Source organism: Enterobacter sp. PP-008-ECC_S150 (assembly GCF_045257065.1).
Classification (GTDB): Bacteria; Pseudomonadota; Gammaproteobacteria; order Enterobacterales; family Enterobacteriaceae; genus Enterobacter; species Enterobacter chengduensis.
The window spans coordinates 63,393-77,852 of the sequence record NZ_JBJHHG010000012.1; the positions used below are offsets into that span (position 1 = coordinate 63,393).

12 protein-coding genes are annotated in these 14,460 nt (G+C 58.4%); 8 read left to right on the forward strand and 4 right to left on the reverse strand.

Annotated features, from left to right (window positions below; translation table 11 throughout):
- Window positions 1-91: 91 nt before the first annotated feature.
- On the reverse strand, window positions 92-1,141 hold the full coding sequence (locus tag ACJBF3_RS14400; RefSeq protein WP_045327160.1) for an AI-2E family transporter: 1,050 nt from the start codon (window positions 1,139-1,141) through the stop codon (window positions 92-94).
- A 143-nt stretch (window positions 1,142-1,284) separates the two neighbouring features.
- On the opposite strand from ACJBF3_RS14400, the gene ACJBF3_RS14405 reads away from it, so the two are divergent.
- Complete coding sequence (locus ACJBF3_RS14405) at window positions 1,285-2,502, forward strand: MFS transporter (RefSeq protein WP_045327159.1); 1,218 nt, start codon at window positions 1,285-1,287, stop codon at window positions 2,500-2,502.
- A 4-nt stretch (window positions 2,503-2,506) separates the two neighbouring features.
- Here ACJBF3_RS14405 and ACJBF3_RS14410 read toward each other — a convergent pair whose 3' ends face one another.
- Window positions 2,507-3,064, reverse strand: a complete 558-nt coding sequence (locus tag ACJBF3_RS14410; RefSeq protein WP_045327158.1) for a DcrB family lipoprotein — start codon at window positions 3,062-3,064, stop codon at window positions 2,507-2,509.
- 72 nt (window positions 3,065-3,136) lie between these two features.
- Window positions 3,137-3,802: a 7-cyano-7-deazaguanine/7-aminomethyl-7-deazaguanine transporter gene (locus ACJBF3_RS14415; RefSeq protein ID WP_014885561.1), complete on the reverse strand. Its 666-nt coding sequence runs from the start codon at window positions 3,800-3,802 to the stop codon at window positions 3,137-3,139.
- Between the two features lie 167 nt (window positions 3,803-3,969).
- On the opposite strand from ACJBF3_RS14415, the gene tusA reads away from it, so the two are divergent.
- Both tusA and ACJBF3_RS14425 read left to right on the forward strand, forming a co-directional pair.
- The gene (gene tusA / locus ACJBF3_RS14420) at window positions 3,970-4,212 is read left to right on the forward strand and encodes a sulfurtransferase TusA (RefSeq protein ID WP_025759645.1); all 243 of its coding nucleotides are present in this window, start codon (window positions 3,970-3,972) and stop codon (window positions 4,210-4,212) included.
- Between the two features lie 196 nt (window positions 4,213-4,408).
- Window positions 4,409-4,855 (forward strand): hypothetical protein, encoded by a 447-nt coding sequence (locus ACJBF3_RS14425; RefSeq protein ID WP_045327154.1) that lies wholly within the window; start codon window positions 4,409-4,411, stop codon window positions 4,853-4,855.
- 575 nt (window positions 4,856-5,430) lie between these two features.
- On the opposite strand, the gene yhgN is transcribed toward ACJBF3_RS14425, so the two are convergent.
- A complete protein-coding gene (gene yhgN / locus ACJBF3_RS14430; RefSeq protein WP_003861574.1) occupies window positions 5,431-6,024 on the reverse strand; it encodes an NAAT family transporter YhgN in 594 nt (197 codons plus the stop codon).
- A gap of 179 nt (window positions 6,025-6,203) precedes the next feature.
- On the opposite strand from yhgN, the gene asd reads away from it, so the two are divergent.
- The 5 genes from asd (at window position 6,204) to glgA (ending at window position 14,459) form a co-directional block, all read left to right on the forward strand.
- Window positions 6,204-7,307: an aspartate-semialdehyde dehydrogenase gene (gene asd, locus ACJBF3_RS14435; protein ID WP_045327151.1), complete on the forward strand. Its 1,104-nt coding sequence runs from the start codon at window positions 6,204-6,206 to the stop codon at window positions 7,305-7,307.
- A gap of 249 nt (window positions 7,308-7,556) precedes the next feature.
- The gene (gene glgB / locus ACJBF3_RS14440; RefSeq protein WP_045327150.1) at window positions 7,557-9,743 is read left to right on the forward strand and encodes a 1,4-alpha-glucan branching enzyme; all 2,187 of its coding nucleotides are present in this window, start codon (window positions 7,557-7,559) and stop codon (window positions 9,741-9,743) included.
- Window positions 9,740-11,713 carry a glycogen debranching protein GlgX gene (gene glgX / locus ACJBF3_RS14445; protein ID WP_406545222.1) on the forward strand — a complete coding sequence of 658 codons (1,974 nt, stop codon included), beginning with the start codon at window positions 9,740-9,742 and terminating at the stop codon, window positions 11,711-11,713. The genes glgB and glgX overlap by 4 nt, the downstream gene beginning before the upstream one ends.
- A 17-nt stretch (window positions 11,714-11,730) precedes the next feature.
- Window positions 11,731-13,026, forward strand: a complete 1,296-nt coding sequence (gene glgC / locus ACJBF3_RS14450) for a glucose-1-phosphate adenylyltransferase (RefSeq protein ID WP_023333724.1) — start codon at window positions 11,731-11,733, stop codon at window positions 13,024-13,026.
- Window positions 13,026-14,459, forward strand: a complete 1,434-nt coding sequence (gene glgA, locus ACJBF3_RS14455) for a glycogen synthase GlgA (RefSeq protein WP_045327145.1) — start codon at window positions 13,026-13,028, stop codon at window positions 14,457-14,459. Before glgC ends, glgA begins: the two co-directional genes overlap by 1 nt.
- Window position 14,460: the final 1 nt, after the last annotated feature.

A 14,460-nucleotide genomic window follows, 5' to 3' on the forward strand; every position in this document is an offset into this window, starting at 1 on the left:
GCCTTCAGTCAAAACAGCGCGTCGCAAAGTTGCGCAGCGAAACCATTACTATAATCTATTGTCCCCGGTGATGGCTAACCCGACCAGCGGCTTACCCCGGCAACCGGCTTTTCGGTCGTCCCGGCCCCAGCAGGATCGCCAGCTTGCTGCCGCCTTTGGTGGTCTCCATCCAGATCTTACACACGCTGGTCAGCGGGACCGAAAGCAGCATGCCGACCGGCCCCAGCAGCCATCCCCAAATCAGTAAGGATAAAAACACTACCAGCGTCGACATGCCCAGCCGGTGTCCCATCATGCGCGGCTCAAGAATATTCCCCAGCACCATATGCACGACGAGGAACAGCGCGCCGACCAGCATAGATTCGTAGAACCCGTTAAACAGAAACGCCTGAATCATCGGCGGCACGGCGGAAAGCACCGCGCCAATATTGGGCACGTAGTTCAGCAGAAAGGCCAGCACGCCCCACATCAGCGCGAACTGCACGTCCATCAGCATCAGCCCCAGCCAGACAATCACCCCCGTCCAGACGCTCAGGAGGGTTTTCAGCGCCAGATATTTAGAGACGCCCTTCAGCGCCCGGTGTAGGCCAGCAATGTGAATTTGTGGATTGTTCAGTGCAAAGCGCAGCTTGTAGGGAACGTGGCGAACCTCGAACAGCATAAATACCACCGTCATCACCAGCAGCAAAATGCTGGCCATCGCGCCGGACAGCCCCGTCATCAGCGTGGTGGCGTAGGTCATGACCTTCTCGGAATCCATCCTGCGCAGCATCCGTTCGGGGGAGATATGCAGATTAAGAAACGGCACCATCTCCTGCAGCGCCACGATCTTACGCGTCAGCTCTTTGTTGTACTGCGGCAGCATGGTGGAGAATTCACTCAGCGATGCCGCCAGCACTCCAAAGAGCGCCGTCAGGGCAATCAGCATCACGATGACGACGATGGTGATGGCAACCGGCCGGCTGACCCCCCGGCGTAAAAACCAGGTGACCAGCGGGTTAAGCACGATGGCAAAAAAGAGCGCCAGCAGGAGCTGAACAATAATGTCGGCGGCAGCATGGATACCCGCAAGGATAACCACCAGGCAGGCGAGTTTTAATAAGATGTGGAGTCCTGCTTTGTCGGACGGGTTAGCGATCATGCGTGTTCCTTAATATGATGACCCGGTAAGTGTAGTGCCCGGGCCTCGCTTCGTCTGGCACCGTTAATCTGAAAGTCGGGGCTGATTTTCTTATGGCGCCGTGGTAATAGTGAAACACTGTTGTAAAAATCCAGGTAGAACCCATGCCCGAACCCGCCGCTGAACCGGCACTGAGCGGACTGCGCCTCAATTTGCGCATCGTTTCCGTCGTGATTTTTAACTTTGCCAGCTATCTGACCATCGGCCTGCCGCTGGCGGTCCTGCCGGGCTATGTCCATGACGTGATGGGCTTTAGCGCCTTCTGGGCGGGGCTGGTGATTAGCCTGCAATATTTCGCCACGCTCCTCAGCCGTCCGCATGCCGGGCGCTACGCTGACCTGTTTGGACCCAAAAGCATCGTGGTGGTGGGGTTGTGCGGCTGTTTCCTCAGCGGCCTGAGCTATCTGCTGGCGGCCACCACCAGCCACTGGCCGCTGGTCAGTCTGGCATTGCTCTGCCTGGGGCGCGTTATTCTCGGCATTGGGCAAAGCCTGGCGGGAACCGGCTCGACGCTGTGGGGCGTGGGGGTGGTTGGCGCGCCGCACATTGGCCGGGTGATCTCCTGGAACGGGATTGTCACCTACGGCGCGATGGCGCTCGGGGCGCCGCTCGGCGTGGCCTGCTATGCGCTTGGCGGGCTGTATGGGCTGGCCGCGACCATAATGGCGGTTGCGCTGCTGGCGATCCTGTTTGCGCTGCCGCGCCCGAAGGTGAAGGCCAGCAAGGGCAAGCCGCTGCCGTTTCGGGCGGTGCTGGGACGCGTCTGGCCATACGGCATGGCCCTGGCCCTGGCGACCACCGGTTTCGGCGTCATTGCGACCTTCATTACCCTGTTCTACGACGCCAAAGGCTGGGACGGCGCAGCCTTTGCGTTAACCCTGTTCAGCTGTGCCTTTGTTGGCGCGCGCCTGCTTTTCCCTAACGGCATCAACCGACTGGGCGGGCTGAACGTAGCGATGATCTGCTTTGCGATAGAGATCGTCGGGCTGCTGCTGACCGGAATAGCGATGGTGCCCTGGGTCGCGAAGGTGGGCGTGTTTCTCGCGGGAGCAGGCTTTTCCCTGGTCTTCCCGGCGCTGGGCGTGGTGGCGGTAAAAGCCGTGCCGCAGCAAAATCAGGGCGCGGCGCTGGCGACCTACACGGTGTTTATGGATATGTCTTTAGGCATTACCGGCCCGCTGGCGGGGCTGGTGATGGCCTGGGCAGGCGTGCCGGTGATCTACCTTGCCGCGGCGGGTCTGGTGGTGATTGCGCTGCTGCTGACGTGGCGGCTAAAAAAATGGCCCCCGGTGCAGGCACCGGAGGCCACGTCATCATCGTAAAGCGTTACTGAATCACGATGGTGTTAATGATGTTTTCAGCGGCCGTCTGCGCTTTCTGCTGATCTTCCGCTGGCAGGGTGATCTGCAGGGTCAGCAGTTTGTTATCGACCTTGCCCAGCACTACAGAAGAGTACGCGGTCTGGCCTTTGGCAGAGATAATGCTGTCGAGCTGTTGCAGCGTGTGGCCTTTCAGATCGATAGATTTATTGGTGACGACCTGCAGCTGCGGGTCGCGGGCGCGCTGTTGGTCTTCCAGACGTTTGGACAGCACGGCCAGATCTTCACTGGTATCGTCGCCCACAATCACAATCACTGCTTTCTGCCCGGTGGCGTCGGAGTAAACGTGCATGTTGTTCGCCTGGGTGCCCAGCTTGCCGCTCTGGTCAGTCATATCGGCTGGCAGAGAGAAACTGAGTTTGCCATCCATCAGATTCACCGGCTGGCCGGTCGCGTTGCTCTCAGCGGATGCGCCCTGAGCAGGCGTTTTCGTGTCGCTGTTATCACAGGCTGCAAGACCCACAACCAGCAGGCCAATCCCGACATATTTAACCAGATTGCGCATTGACTTCTTCCTTTCGATAAACGGCCATAGCGGCTCATTCGCTCATCTTATCACAACTGGCAAAGCGAACCCTTAACCAGCCTGCAATGCGGTGATTTCAGATTTATCTGCCAGCCTTTTCAGCAGCATATTCAGCAGCACGCCGTACATCGGCAGGAAGAAAACAATGCTGATGAGGACCTTGAAGCAGTAGTCCACCAGCGCGATTTCCATCCAGTGTTCGGCCATGAACGCATCCGGGCTGCGCCAGAAGGCAATGAAGAAGAAGGCCAGCGTATCGCTCACGTTTCCGAACAGCGTGGAGGCAGTGGGCGCCATCCACCAGCGATGATTCTGACGCAGGCGGTTAAACACGTGCACGTCGAGGATCTGCCCCAGCGCGTAGGCCATAAAGCTTGCCGCGGCGATACGGGCAACAAACAGGTTGAAGTGGGTTAACGCCTCAACGCCCTGCCAGCTTCCCATGTAAAACAGAGACGACACTACGTACGAGATGAACAGCGCCGGAAGCATGACTGCAAAAATAATCCGGCGAGCCAGCGGGGCGCCAAAGATACGCACGGTTAAATCCGTGGCGAGGAAAATAAACGGAAAGCTGAACGCGCCCCAGGTGGTATGGAAACCAAAGATGGAGATCGGGAGCTGCACCAGATAGTTACTGGAGGTGATCACCAGCAAATGGAAAAGGGAAAGCCAGAACAACGCTTTTACGCGCTGTGATTCAGAAAACTGCGTCATATTGTGACCTTTTTATACGTTGGGGTGAGGGAACCCAATAAAAACCGCAGCATGATACTGCTTTGGCAGGACATTGCAATGGTTAGTTTTTACGCAATCGTTAACCTGGTTTGCATTGCGCGCAACCGGGCGTAAACTACAGCCGTTTTTACCAGACCGAGAAGACCATGACCGACCTGTTTTCCAGCCCAGACCATACCCTTGATGCCCAGGGCCTTCGCTGCCCGGAACCGGTAATGATGGTACGTAAAACCGTGCGCAACATGCAGACCGGTGAAACGCTGCTGATCGTTGCCGACGACCCGGCCACGACCCGCGATATTCCCGGTTTTTGTACCTTTATGGAGCATGAGCTGGTGGCACAGCAGACCGACGCGCTGCCGTACCGGTATTTGATTCGCAAGGGGTAGCACTCACTTATTTGGGAGAGGTTGAGGGTATCAGGCCGTACCCATCATAAATAATCATTCGTTTTGCGAGCCGCCTTCCAGAGCCTCTCTTGCCACCCGATCGGCAAAGCTGTATCTTCTTGCCGCGCCTGCAAAATCAGGCGCCAGGATTAGCCTCTCCAGTGGTGGATAAAAACTACTCTTTGGAGGCGGTCATATGACTACTACCCCTAACGTTTCTCACTCTTTATTCACTATTCCGTTCGATCTCACCACCGATTTCACCAAACTTGCAGACAACTGCGAGCGGTTTGTTGACGCAATGGCTGAATGCGAAGATCGGCCACAGAAGATTGCGCTGTGCGGGCGGCTTTCCGCCTGTCTGGCTCTTCTCCAGCCAACATTGCTTGAACCTGTTCCTGAATATTTAAAAGCGAGTTTAACGGTAGATGACCTGCCGCTGGACGTCCCTGCCTTCGAACCGGAAGTTGATCAGTTGGGAAGCTATTGCCAGCTATTGACACAGTTGCTGTTGGCTCGTTCACTTTCAGAGCGTGATGAAAGAGTGGCTGGAGATTTGTTGCAAGGCTTAGTTGGGCTGTATAGCGGTATGTTGAAAGCACCGCGCTGGCTACGTACAAATGAAGGCATCTTGCCACTGTGAAAAAAGTCGGGTGGCGCTAACGCTTACCCGACCTACGGGACTAGAGCAGTTGTAGGCCGGGTAAGGCGAAGCCGCCACCCGGCAAAAATACAGCCCCTGCGGCCTGAAGCCCTCTCCCACGGGGCTGAGGGATCCCCACAAAATAATGTCAGCACATTCGGCCCCCTCTCCATTGAGGGAGAGGGTTGGGGTGAGGGGGGAACATACGGCTGTAGTGGCCATTCCGTTCACTTCATGATCCTTGCTACTCTGTGACAACATGACCGGTGAACGTGCCAGGGTGGCTCAATCGCCACCACCCTGGCGACCCGGGCTCCCGGCGGTAAATCGCCGCTTCGCGGTACCCTCAGCTTATTCCTTCAGGCTTTCGGGTCGGGCATGAGCCTGCATCCCTGCAGGCCACGCCCTCTCGGCGCATCCCTGCGCCTCGCCCCGGCCTTCCGGAAACGCTTAGGCGATTTACAGCCGGACCGGGGCATCGCTGTAAGGCATTCATAACCCTGATGGCACATACATTGCTTCAGGTTTAAAAATTACTGGGGATCCCTCAGCCCACGGGGAGAGGGAGCAAACACCTAGCCTTTCATCCACGCCCGAATCCCGTCCAGGAACATCTGCGTCGCCATCATTACCAGAATCAGCCCCATCAGGCGTTCCAGCGCGTTTACCCCTTTCTCGCCCAGCAGGCGCAGAAACAGGGATGACTGCAGCAGGATAATAAACGTCCCGCCCCAGGCGATCAGCAGGGCAATCACCAGATGGCTCATCTGGTTCGGATACTGATGCGACAGCAGCATCAGCGTGGCAAGAATGGTTGGCCCCGCGACGAGGGGAATTGCCAGCGGTACGATAAACGGCTCTTCACCCGCCGGCAGTCCGCTGCTGCTGCCTTCCGCGCTCGGGAAAATCATCTTAATGGCAATCAGGAACAGAATGATCCCGCCGGAAATCGACACGGTTTCAGCGCGCAGGTTCAAGAACGCGAGAATTTTTTCCCCCGCAAACAGGAAGATAAACATCACCAGCAGGGCGATGAGCAGCTCGCGGATCATGATCGCCCGGCGACGCTTCGGCTCGGTGTGCTTTAGCACCGACATGAAGATAGGCAGGTTTCCGAGTGGATCCATAATCAGGATCAATAAAACCGCCGCGGAAATGATTTCACTCATCTTTAAATTATCCCTGATACTTAGTAGTGTTATTTCGATGATTAGCGCTTTTTCTGATTGCCGGGCAATCATCGATTAATTTCGCTTGCGACTTTGGCAGCATTTTGTAATGTGAAGCATATCCCAGTTCAATACTGGCTTGCACAATCAGCACACACCCTCAGCAGGAAAAAAATGCTATGAAAAACGTTGGTTTTATCGGCTGGCGCGGTATGGTCGGCTCTGTACTCATGCAACGCATGGTTGAAGAGCGCGATTTCGACGCTATCCGCCCGGTCTTCTTCTCCACTTCTCAGCTCGGCCAGGCTGCTCCGTCCTTTGGTGGTACCACAGGCACGCTGCAGGATGCTTACGATCTGGAAGCGCTGAAGGCACTCGACATTATTGTGACCTGCCAGGGCGGCGATTATACCAACGAAATCTATCCAAAGCTGCGTGAAAGCGGCTGGCAGGGCTACTGGATTGACGCGGCCTCTTCGCTGCGCATGAAGGACGATGCCATCATCATTCTCGACCCGGTGAACCAGGGGGTTATCACCGACGGTCTGAACAACGGCGTGAAAACCTTTGTCGGCGGTAACTGCACCGTCAGCCTGATGCTGATGTCCCTCGGCGGCCTGTTCGCGCAGGATCTGGTGGAGTGGGTCTCCGTGGCGACCTACCAGGCCGCGTCCGGCGGCGGCGCGCGCCACATGCGCGAGCTGCTGACCCAGATGGGCCAGCTGCACCAGAGCGTTGCGGGCGAGCTGGCAAACCCGGCGTCCGCTATTCTGGATATTGAGCGTAAAGTGACTCAACTGACCCGCAGCGGCGAGCTGCCGGTGGATAACTTCGGCGTACCGCTGGCCGGTGGTCTGATCCCGTGGATCGACAAACAGCTGGATAACGGCCAGACCCGCGAAGAGTGGAAGGGCCAGGCCGAGACCAACAAAATCCTTAACACCGCGAACACCATTCCGGTTGACGGTCTGTGCGTACGTATCGGCGCGCTGCGCTGCCACAGCCAGGCCTTCACCATTAAACTGAAAAAAGATGTGTCTATTCCGACCGTGGAAGAGCTGCTGGCCGCGCACAACCCGTGGGCGAAAGTGGTGCCAAACGATCGCGATATCACCATGCGCGAGCTGACCCCGGCTGCCGTGACCGGCACGCTGACCACGCCGGTTGGCCGTCTGCGCAAGCTGAACATGGGGCCGGAGTACCTCTCCGCGTTCACCGTCGGCGACCAGCTTTTGTGGGGCGCCGCCGAGCCGCTGCGCCGCATGCTGCGCCAGCTCGCGTAATAATTTGTTAACGACCAGGGGTGATTTTCACCCCTTTTTTTTGCGTACTACATGGAGTAACACGCGTATGTCTTATTTTTTATCAGGAGTCATCTAGAGCGTTGGCTATGCTTTAAGGAAGAGTCATTTCTTACCTGAGGTTCGAACGGAACAGAATGGATGCACATTTTAGTGCTGTCCCGTTCAGGTCACATTAAAAGTCGTCCCGGAGCGCTTAAAAAGGACGACATAAAAAACAGGATGAATACCATGTCCGATCGTGTGGATAGAGACGTGATTAATGCGCTTATTGCGGGTCATTTTGCCGACCCCTTTTCCGTGCTGGGGATGCACCGTACAGAGGCGGGTCTGGAAGTTCGGGCGCTGTTACCGGATGCCACCGAAGTCTGGGTGATTGAGCCCAAAACCGGCCGCAAGGTCGGTAATCTTGAATGCCTCGATTCTCGTGGCTTCTTCTCGGGCGTAATGCCCCGCCGTAAAAACCCTTTTCGCTATCAGCTCGCCGTTCTCTGGCACGGCCAGCAAAACCTGATTGACGACCCCTACAGCTTTGGTCCTCTGCTGAAGGAGATGGATGCCTGGCTGCTCTCCGAAGGAACGCATCTTCGCCCTTATGAAACGTTGGGTGCCCATGCCGATACCATGGACGGCATTACCGGCACGCGGTTCTCCGTGTGGGCGCCTAACGCCCAGCGCGTCTCCGTGGTCGGCCAGTTCAACTACTGGGACGGTCGCCGTCACCCGATGCGCCTGCGTCGGGAAACCGGCATCTGGGAGCTGTTTATCCCGGGGGCGCACCACGGGCAGCTGTACAAATTCGAGATGATCGACGCCCACGGCAAGCTGCGCATTAAAGCCGACCCGTATGCCTTTGAAGCGCAGATGCGCCCGGATACCGCGTCGCTGATTTGCGGCCTGCCGGAGAAGGTGGTCCAGACGGAGGAGCGTAAACAGGCCAACCGCTTTGATGCCCCCATCTCCGTCTATGAGGTACACCTGGGCTCCTGGCGTCGCCACACCGATAACAACTTTTGGCTCAGCTACCGGGAGCTTGCCGACCAGCTGGTGCCGTACGCCAAATGGATGGGCTTTACCCACCTGGAGCTGCTGCCGGTCAACGAGCACCCGTTCGACGGCAGCTGGGGCTACCAGCCTACCGGGCTGTATGCGCCGACCCGCCGCTTCGGCACGCGCGATGACTTCCGCTATTTCATTGATGCAGCGCACGCCGCCGGGCTGAACGTGATCCTCGACTGGGTGCCGGGCCATTTCCCGTCGGATGATTTTGCGCTGGCAGAGTTTGACGGCACGAAGCTGTACGAGCACAGCGACCCGCGCGAAGGCTATCACCAGGACTGGAACACGCTGATCTACAACTACGGTCGCCGTGAGGTCTCAAACTACCTGGTCGGGAATGCCCTGTACTGGATCGAGCGCTTCGGCATTGATGCCCTGCGCGTGGATGCGGTGGCGTCGATGATCTACCGCGACTACAGCCGCAAAGAGGGCGAGTGGATCCCGAACGAGTACGGCGGCCGTGAAAACCTGGAAGCCATTGAATTCCTGCGCAATACCAACCGTATTATCGGCGAGCAGGTGGACGGTGCCGTGACCATGGCGGAAGAGTCGACCGACTTTGCGGGCGTCTCCCGTCCGCCGTCCTCAGGCGGCCTGGGGTTCTGGTATAAGTGGAACCTGGGCTGGATGCACGACACGCTCGACTACATGAAGCTGGATCCGGTCCACCGCAAGTACCATCACGATAAGCTGACGTTCGGGATACTCTACAACTACACCGAAAACTTCATGCTGCCGCTGTCGCACGATGAAGTGGTGCACGGCAAAAAGTCGATTCTCGACCGCATGCCGGGCGACGCGTGGCAGAAGTTTGCCAACCTGCGCGCCTACTACGGCTGGCTGTTTGCCTTCCCGGGTAAAAAGCTGCTGTTTATGGGCAACGAGTTCGCGCAGGGGCGTGAGTGGAACCACGACACCAGCCTTGACTGGCACCTGCTGGAAGGCGGCGACAACTGGCACCACGGCGTGCAGCGCCTGGTGCGCGACCTGAACCTGACCTATCGCCATCACAAAGCGCTGCACGAGCTCGACTTCGATCCGTACGGCTTTGAGTGGCTGGTGGTGGACGACCACGAGCGCTCGGTGTTTATCTTCGTGCGACGTGACAGAGCGGGTAACGAGATCATCGTTGCCAGCAACTTTACGCCGGTGCCGCGCCAGCATTACCGCTTCGGCATTAACCAGCCGGGCAAGTGGCGCGAAATCCTCAATACCGACTCGATGCACTACCACGGCAGCAACGCCGGTAACGGCGGGCTGGTACAGAGCGACGCCATCGAAAGCCACAGGCGGCCAAACTCCCTGAGCCTCACGCTGCCGCCGCTTGCCACCATCTGGCTGATGCGGGAGGGCGAATGACGCAGCTTACGGCAGGTAAACCCGAACCGCTCGGCGCGCGCTTTGACGGAAAGGGGGTCAATTTCACCCTCTTTTCCGCTCACGCTGAGCGGGTCGAACTGTGCGTGTTTGACGGGGAAGGTAACGAGCACCGTTACGATCTCCCCGCGCGCACGGGGGATACCTGGCACGGCTACCTGGCAGGAGGACGGCCAGGCATGCACTATGGCTTTCGCGTACACGGCCCGTGGGAACCGGCGCAGGGCCACTGGTTTAACCCGGCGAAGCTGCTGATTGACCCGTGCGCGCACCGCGTCGATGGCGAGTTTAAAGACGACCCGCTCTTCCACGTGGGCTACGGCGAGCCCGACCACCGCGACAGCGCGCCCGTCGTGCCCAAAAGCGTGGTGGTGAACGATCTGTACGACTGGGAAGACGATGCTCCGCCGCGCACGCCGTGGGGCAATACCGTCATTTATGAAGCCCACGTCAAAGGGCTGACCTGGCTGCACCCGTCGATCCCCAGGGAGATGCGCGGCACCTATAAGGCGCTCGGGCATCCCACCATGATCGCTTACCTGAAACACCTCGGCATCACCGCGCTGGAGCTGCTCCCCGTCGCCCATTTTGCCAGCGAACCCCGCCTGCAGCGGCTCGGGCTGAGCAACTACTGGGGCTACAACCCGCTGGCGATGTTTGCGCTCGAACCGCGCTATGCCGTCCATCCGGAAAAGGCGCGAGAGGAGTTCCGCGATGCGGTGAAGGCGCTCCACGCGGCGGGCATTGAGGTCATTCTGGACGTGGTGCTGAACCACAGCGCAGAAAGCGATCTCGACGGCCCGACGCTCTCCATGCGCGGAATTGATAACCGTAGCTATTATTGGATCAGGCAGGATGGCGATTATGAGAACTGGACCGGCTGCGGCAACACGCTCAACCTCAGCCATCCGGCGGTCACGCATTTTGCTTATGAATGCCTGAAATACTGGGTGGAGACGTTCCACGTCGACGGCTTTCGGTTTGACCTGGCACCGGTGATGGGGCGCACGCCAGCGTTCAGCCAGCAGGCGCCGCTGTTTGAGGCGATAAAAAACTGTCCGGTGCTCTCGCAGGTGAAGCTGATTGCCGAGCCGTGGGACATTGGTGAAGGTGGGTATCAGGTCGGGAATTTCCCGCCGCTGTTTGCCGAGTGGAACGATCATTATCGCGATGCCACGCGCCGCTTCTGGCTGGAACGGAATCTCTCGCTGGGGGAATTTGCCGGGCGCTTTGCCGCGTCCAGCGATCTCTTTAAGCGCGACGGCAAACGCCCGTCGGCCACCGTTAATCTGCTGACGGCGCATGACGGTTTTACGCTCAGGGACTGCGTTTGTTTCAATCAGAAACACAATGAGGCAAACGGCGAAGAGAATCGCGATGGGACTAACAATAACCATAGCTTTAACCATGGTATAGAAGGGTTAGGCGGAAGTCTGGATGTGATAGAGCGGCGACGCGCCAGCGTTCATGCGCTGCTGACCACGCTTTTATTGTCGCAGGGCACGCCGATGCTGCTGGCGGGCGATGAGCACGGCCACAGCCAGCACGGCAACAACAACGCCTATTGCCAGGATAACCCCCTGACCTGGCTTGACTGGGGGGAGGCCAACAGCGGGCTGATTCATTTCACCGCCGCGCTGATCCATCTCCGCCAGCAGATCCCCGCCCTGACCGCCAACAGCTGGTGGGAGGAGGGGGACGGCAACGTTCGCTGGCTGAATAAAGACGCGCAGCCGTTAAGCGCGCAAGAGTGGCAACACGGCGTCCCACGCCTGCAAATCCTGCTGTCGGATAAGTGGCTGGTGACGCTGAACGCGACGGATGACGTCGAAGAGATTGTTTTACCTGACGGGGAGTGGCGCGCCGTTCCCCCCTTTGCCGGAGCGGATAATCCGGTAGTAATGGCTGTCTGGCACGGGCCTGCGCACGGAGTGTGCGTATTCCAAAGATGATAAAAAAGGAGTTAGTCATGGTTAGATTAGAGAAGAACGATCCCTTAATGTTGGCACGCCAGCTACCCTTAAAAACGGTTGCCCTGATACTTGCGGGCGGGCGCGGTACCCGTCTGAAAGATTTGACCATCAAGCGCGCTAAACCGGCTGTTCACTTTGGTGGTAAGTTCCGCATCATCGATTTTGCCCTCTCCAACTGCCTGAACTCGGGCATTCGCCGCATTGGCGTCATTACGCAGTATCAGTCGCACACGCTGGTTCAGCATATTCAGCGCGGCTGGTCATTCTTCAGCGAGGAGATGAACGAGTTTGTCGATCTCCTGCCTGCCCAGCAGCGCGTTCACGGCGAGAACTGGTACCGCGGGACGGCGGATGCGGTGACGCAGAACCTCGACATCATTCGTCGCTATAGCGCGGAATACATCGTCATCCTCGCCGGGGACCACATCTACAAGCAAGATTACTCCCACATGCTGATCGACCACGTCGAAAAAGGGGCGCGCTGCACCGTGGCGTGTCTGCCGGTGCCCGTTGCCGAGGCGACGGCGTTTGGCGTGATGCATGTGGATGCTGACGACAAAATTATCGACTTCGTTGAAAAACCGGCGAACCCGCCAACCATGCCGGGCGATGACACCAAATCGCTCGCCAGCATGGGGATCTATGTCTTTGATGCAGATTATCTTTATGAGCTGCTGGAAGAAGACGACAAAGACGAAAACTCCAGCCACGACTTCGGTAAAGACATCATTCCGAAAATCACGAAAGCTGGCATGGCGTATGCACATCCTTTCCCGCTCTCCTGCGTGCAGTCCGACCCGAACGCGGAGCCTTACTGGCGCGACGTGGGCACGCTGGAAGCGTACTGGAAAGCGAACCTCGACCTGGCGTCGGTCACGCCTGAGCTGGATATGTACGACCAGAACTGGCCGATTCGAACCCATATGGAGTCCCTGCCACCGGCCAAGTTCGTGCAGGACCGCTCCGGCAGCCACGGCATGACGCTGAACTCGCTGGTGTCCGGCGGGTGCATTATCTCCGGTTCGGTGGTGGTGCAGTCCGTGCTGTTCCCGCGCGTGCGGATAAATTCATTCTGTAATATCGATTCGGCAGTCTTATTGCCGGATGTCTGGGTAGGGCGCTCGTGTCGTCTGCGTCGTTGCGTGATCGACCGCGCCTGCGTCATCCCTGAAGGGATGGTCATCGGTGAAAACGCGGAAGAAGACGCGCGTCGTTTCTACCGTTCGGAAGAGGGGATCGTGTTAGTTACACGGGAAATGTTGCGGAAGCTGCAGATCAAACAGGAGCGATGATGCAGGTTTTACACGTATGTTCTGAGATGTTCCCGTTGTTAAAAACGGGCGGTCTGGCAGATGTTCTGGGTGCATTACCGGCAGCGCAAATCGCCGGAGGCGTGGATACCCGAGTCCTGCTGCCCGCCTTTCCGGATATCCGGCGCGGCATACCTGATGCAAAGGTTGTGACCCGCCGTGAAACGTTTGCCGGACGCATTACCCTGCTGTTTGGACACTACAATGGCGTAGGGATTTACCTGATCGACGCGCCGCACCTGTACGACCGACCGGGCAGCCCGTATCACGATACGAACCTGTTCGCCTACACCGATAACGTGCTGCGCTTTGCGCTGCTCGGCTGGGTCGGCGCTGAAATGGCGACGGGGCTGGATCCGTTCTGGCGCCCGAACGTGGTGCACGCGCACGACTGGCACGCCGGGCTTGCCCCGGCGTATCTCGCCGCGCGCGGCCACCCGGCCAAATCGGTCTTCACCGTGCATAACCTGGCGTACCAGGGGATGTACTACGCGCACCATATGAATGACATCGATCTGCCATGGTCGTTCTATAACATGCACGGGCTGGAGTTCAACGGGCAGATCTCGTTCCTGAAAGCCGGGCTCTATTACGCCGATCACATTACTGCCGTAAGCCCAACCTACGCGCGTGAGATCACCCAGCCGGCGTTTGGCTACGGCATGGAAGGGTTGCTGCAGCAGCGCCATCGCGAAGGCCGCCTGTCGGGCATTCTGAACGGCGTAGATGAAAAGATCTGGAGCCCGGAAACGGATCTCCTGCTGGCGGCGCGCTATGGCCGTGATTCCGTGGAAGACAAGGCGGAAAACAAACGCCAGCTGCAGATTGCGATGGGACTGAAGGTCAACGACAAAGTGCCGCTGTTTGCGGTGGTCAGCCGACTGACCAGCCAGAAAGGGCTGGATCTGGTGCTGGAGGCGCTGCCCGGTTTGCTGGAGCAGGGCGGCCAGCTGGCGCTGCTCGGCGCGGGCGACCCGGTGCTGCAGGAAGGTTTCCTCGCTGCAGCGGCGGAACACCCGGGGCAGGTGGGCGTGCAGATTGGCTACCACGAGGCGTTCTCGCACCGCATCATGGGCGGCGCGGACGTTATCCTGGTGCCCAGCCGCTTCGAACCCTGCGGCCTGACGCAGCTTTACGGCCTGAAATACGGCACGCTGCCGCTGGTGCGCCGCACGGGCGGGCTGGCGGATACCGTATCCGATAGCTCTCTGGAAAACCTGGCGGACGGTATCGCCAGCGGGTTTGTCTTTGAGGACAGTAATGCCTGGTCGCTGCTTCGGGCGATTCGGCGTGCTTTCGTCTTGTGGTCCCGCCCATCGCTCTGGCGTTACGTTCAGCGTCAGGCGATGTCCATGGACTTTAGCTGGCACGTCGCGGCGCAGTCGTACCGCGATCTCTATCAACGCTTGATGTAAC

What these genes read in the sequence shown, in the direction of transcription:
- ACJBF3_RS14400 (WP_045327160.1), bottom strand. Translation starts at nt 1,141, where the DNA reads ATGATCGCTAACCCGTCCGACAAAGCAGGACTCCACATCTTATTAAAA.
- ACJBF3_RS14415 (WP_014885561.1), bottom strand. Translation starts at nt 3,802, where the DNA reads ATGACGCAGTTTTCTGAATCACAGCGCGTAAAAGCGTTGTTCTGGCTT.
- ACJBF3_RS14410 (WP_045327158.1), bottom strand. Translation starts at nt 3,064, where the DNA reads ATGCGCAATCTGGTTAAATATGTCGGGATTGGCCTGCTGGTTGTGGGT.
- yhgN (WP_003861574.1), bottom strand. Translation starts at nt 6,024, where the DNA reads ATGAGTGAAATCATTTCCGCGGCGGTTTTATTGATCCTGATTATGGAT.
- tusA (WP_025759645.1), top strand. Translation starts at nt 3,970, where the DNA reads ATGACCGACCTGTTTTCCAGCCCAGACCATACCCTTGATGCCCAGGGC.
- ACJBF3_RS14425 (WP_045327154.1), top strand. Translation starts at nt 4,409, where the DNA reads ATGACTACTACCCCTAACGTTTCTCACTCTTTATTCACTATTCCGTTC.
- glgB (WP_045327150.1), top strand. Translation starts at nt 7,557, where the DNA reads ATGTCCGATCGTGTGGATAGAGACGTGATTAATGCGCTTATTGCGGGT.
- ACJBF3_RS14405 (WP_045327159.1), top strand. Translation starts at nt 1,285, where the DNA reads ATGCCCGAACCCGCCGCTGAACCGGCACTGAGCGGACTGCGCCTCAAT.
- glgA (WP_045327145.1), top strand. Translation starts at nt 13,026, where the DNA reads ATGCAGGTTTTACACGTATGTTCTGAGATGTTCCCGTTGTTAAAAACG.
- glgC (WP_023333724.1), top strand. Translation starts at nt 11,731, where the DNA reads ATGGTTAGATTAGAGAAGAACGATCCCTTAATGTTGGCACGCCAGCTA.
- asd (WP_045327151.1), top strand. Translation starts at nt 6,204, where the DNA reads ATGAAAAACGTTGGTTTTATCGGCTGGCGCGGTATGGTCGGCTCTGTA.
- glgX (WP_406545222.1), top strand. Translation starts at nt 9,740, where the DNA reads ATGACGCAGCTTACGGCAGGTAAACCCGAACCGCTCGGCGCGCGCTTT.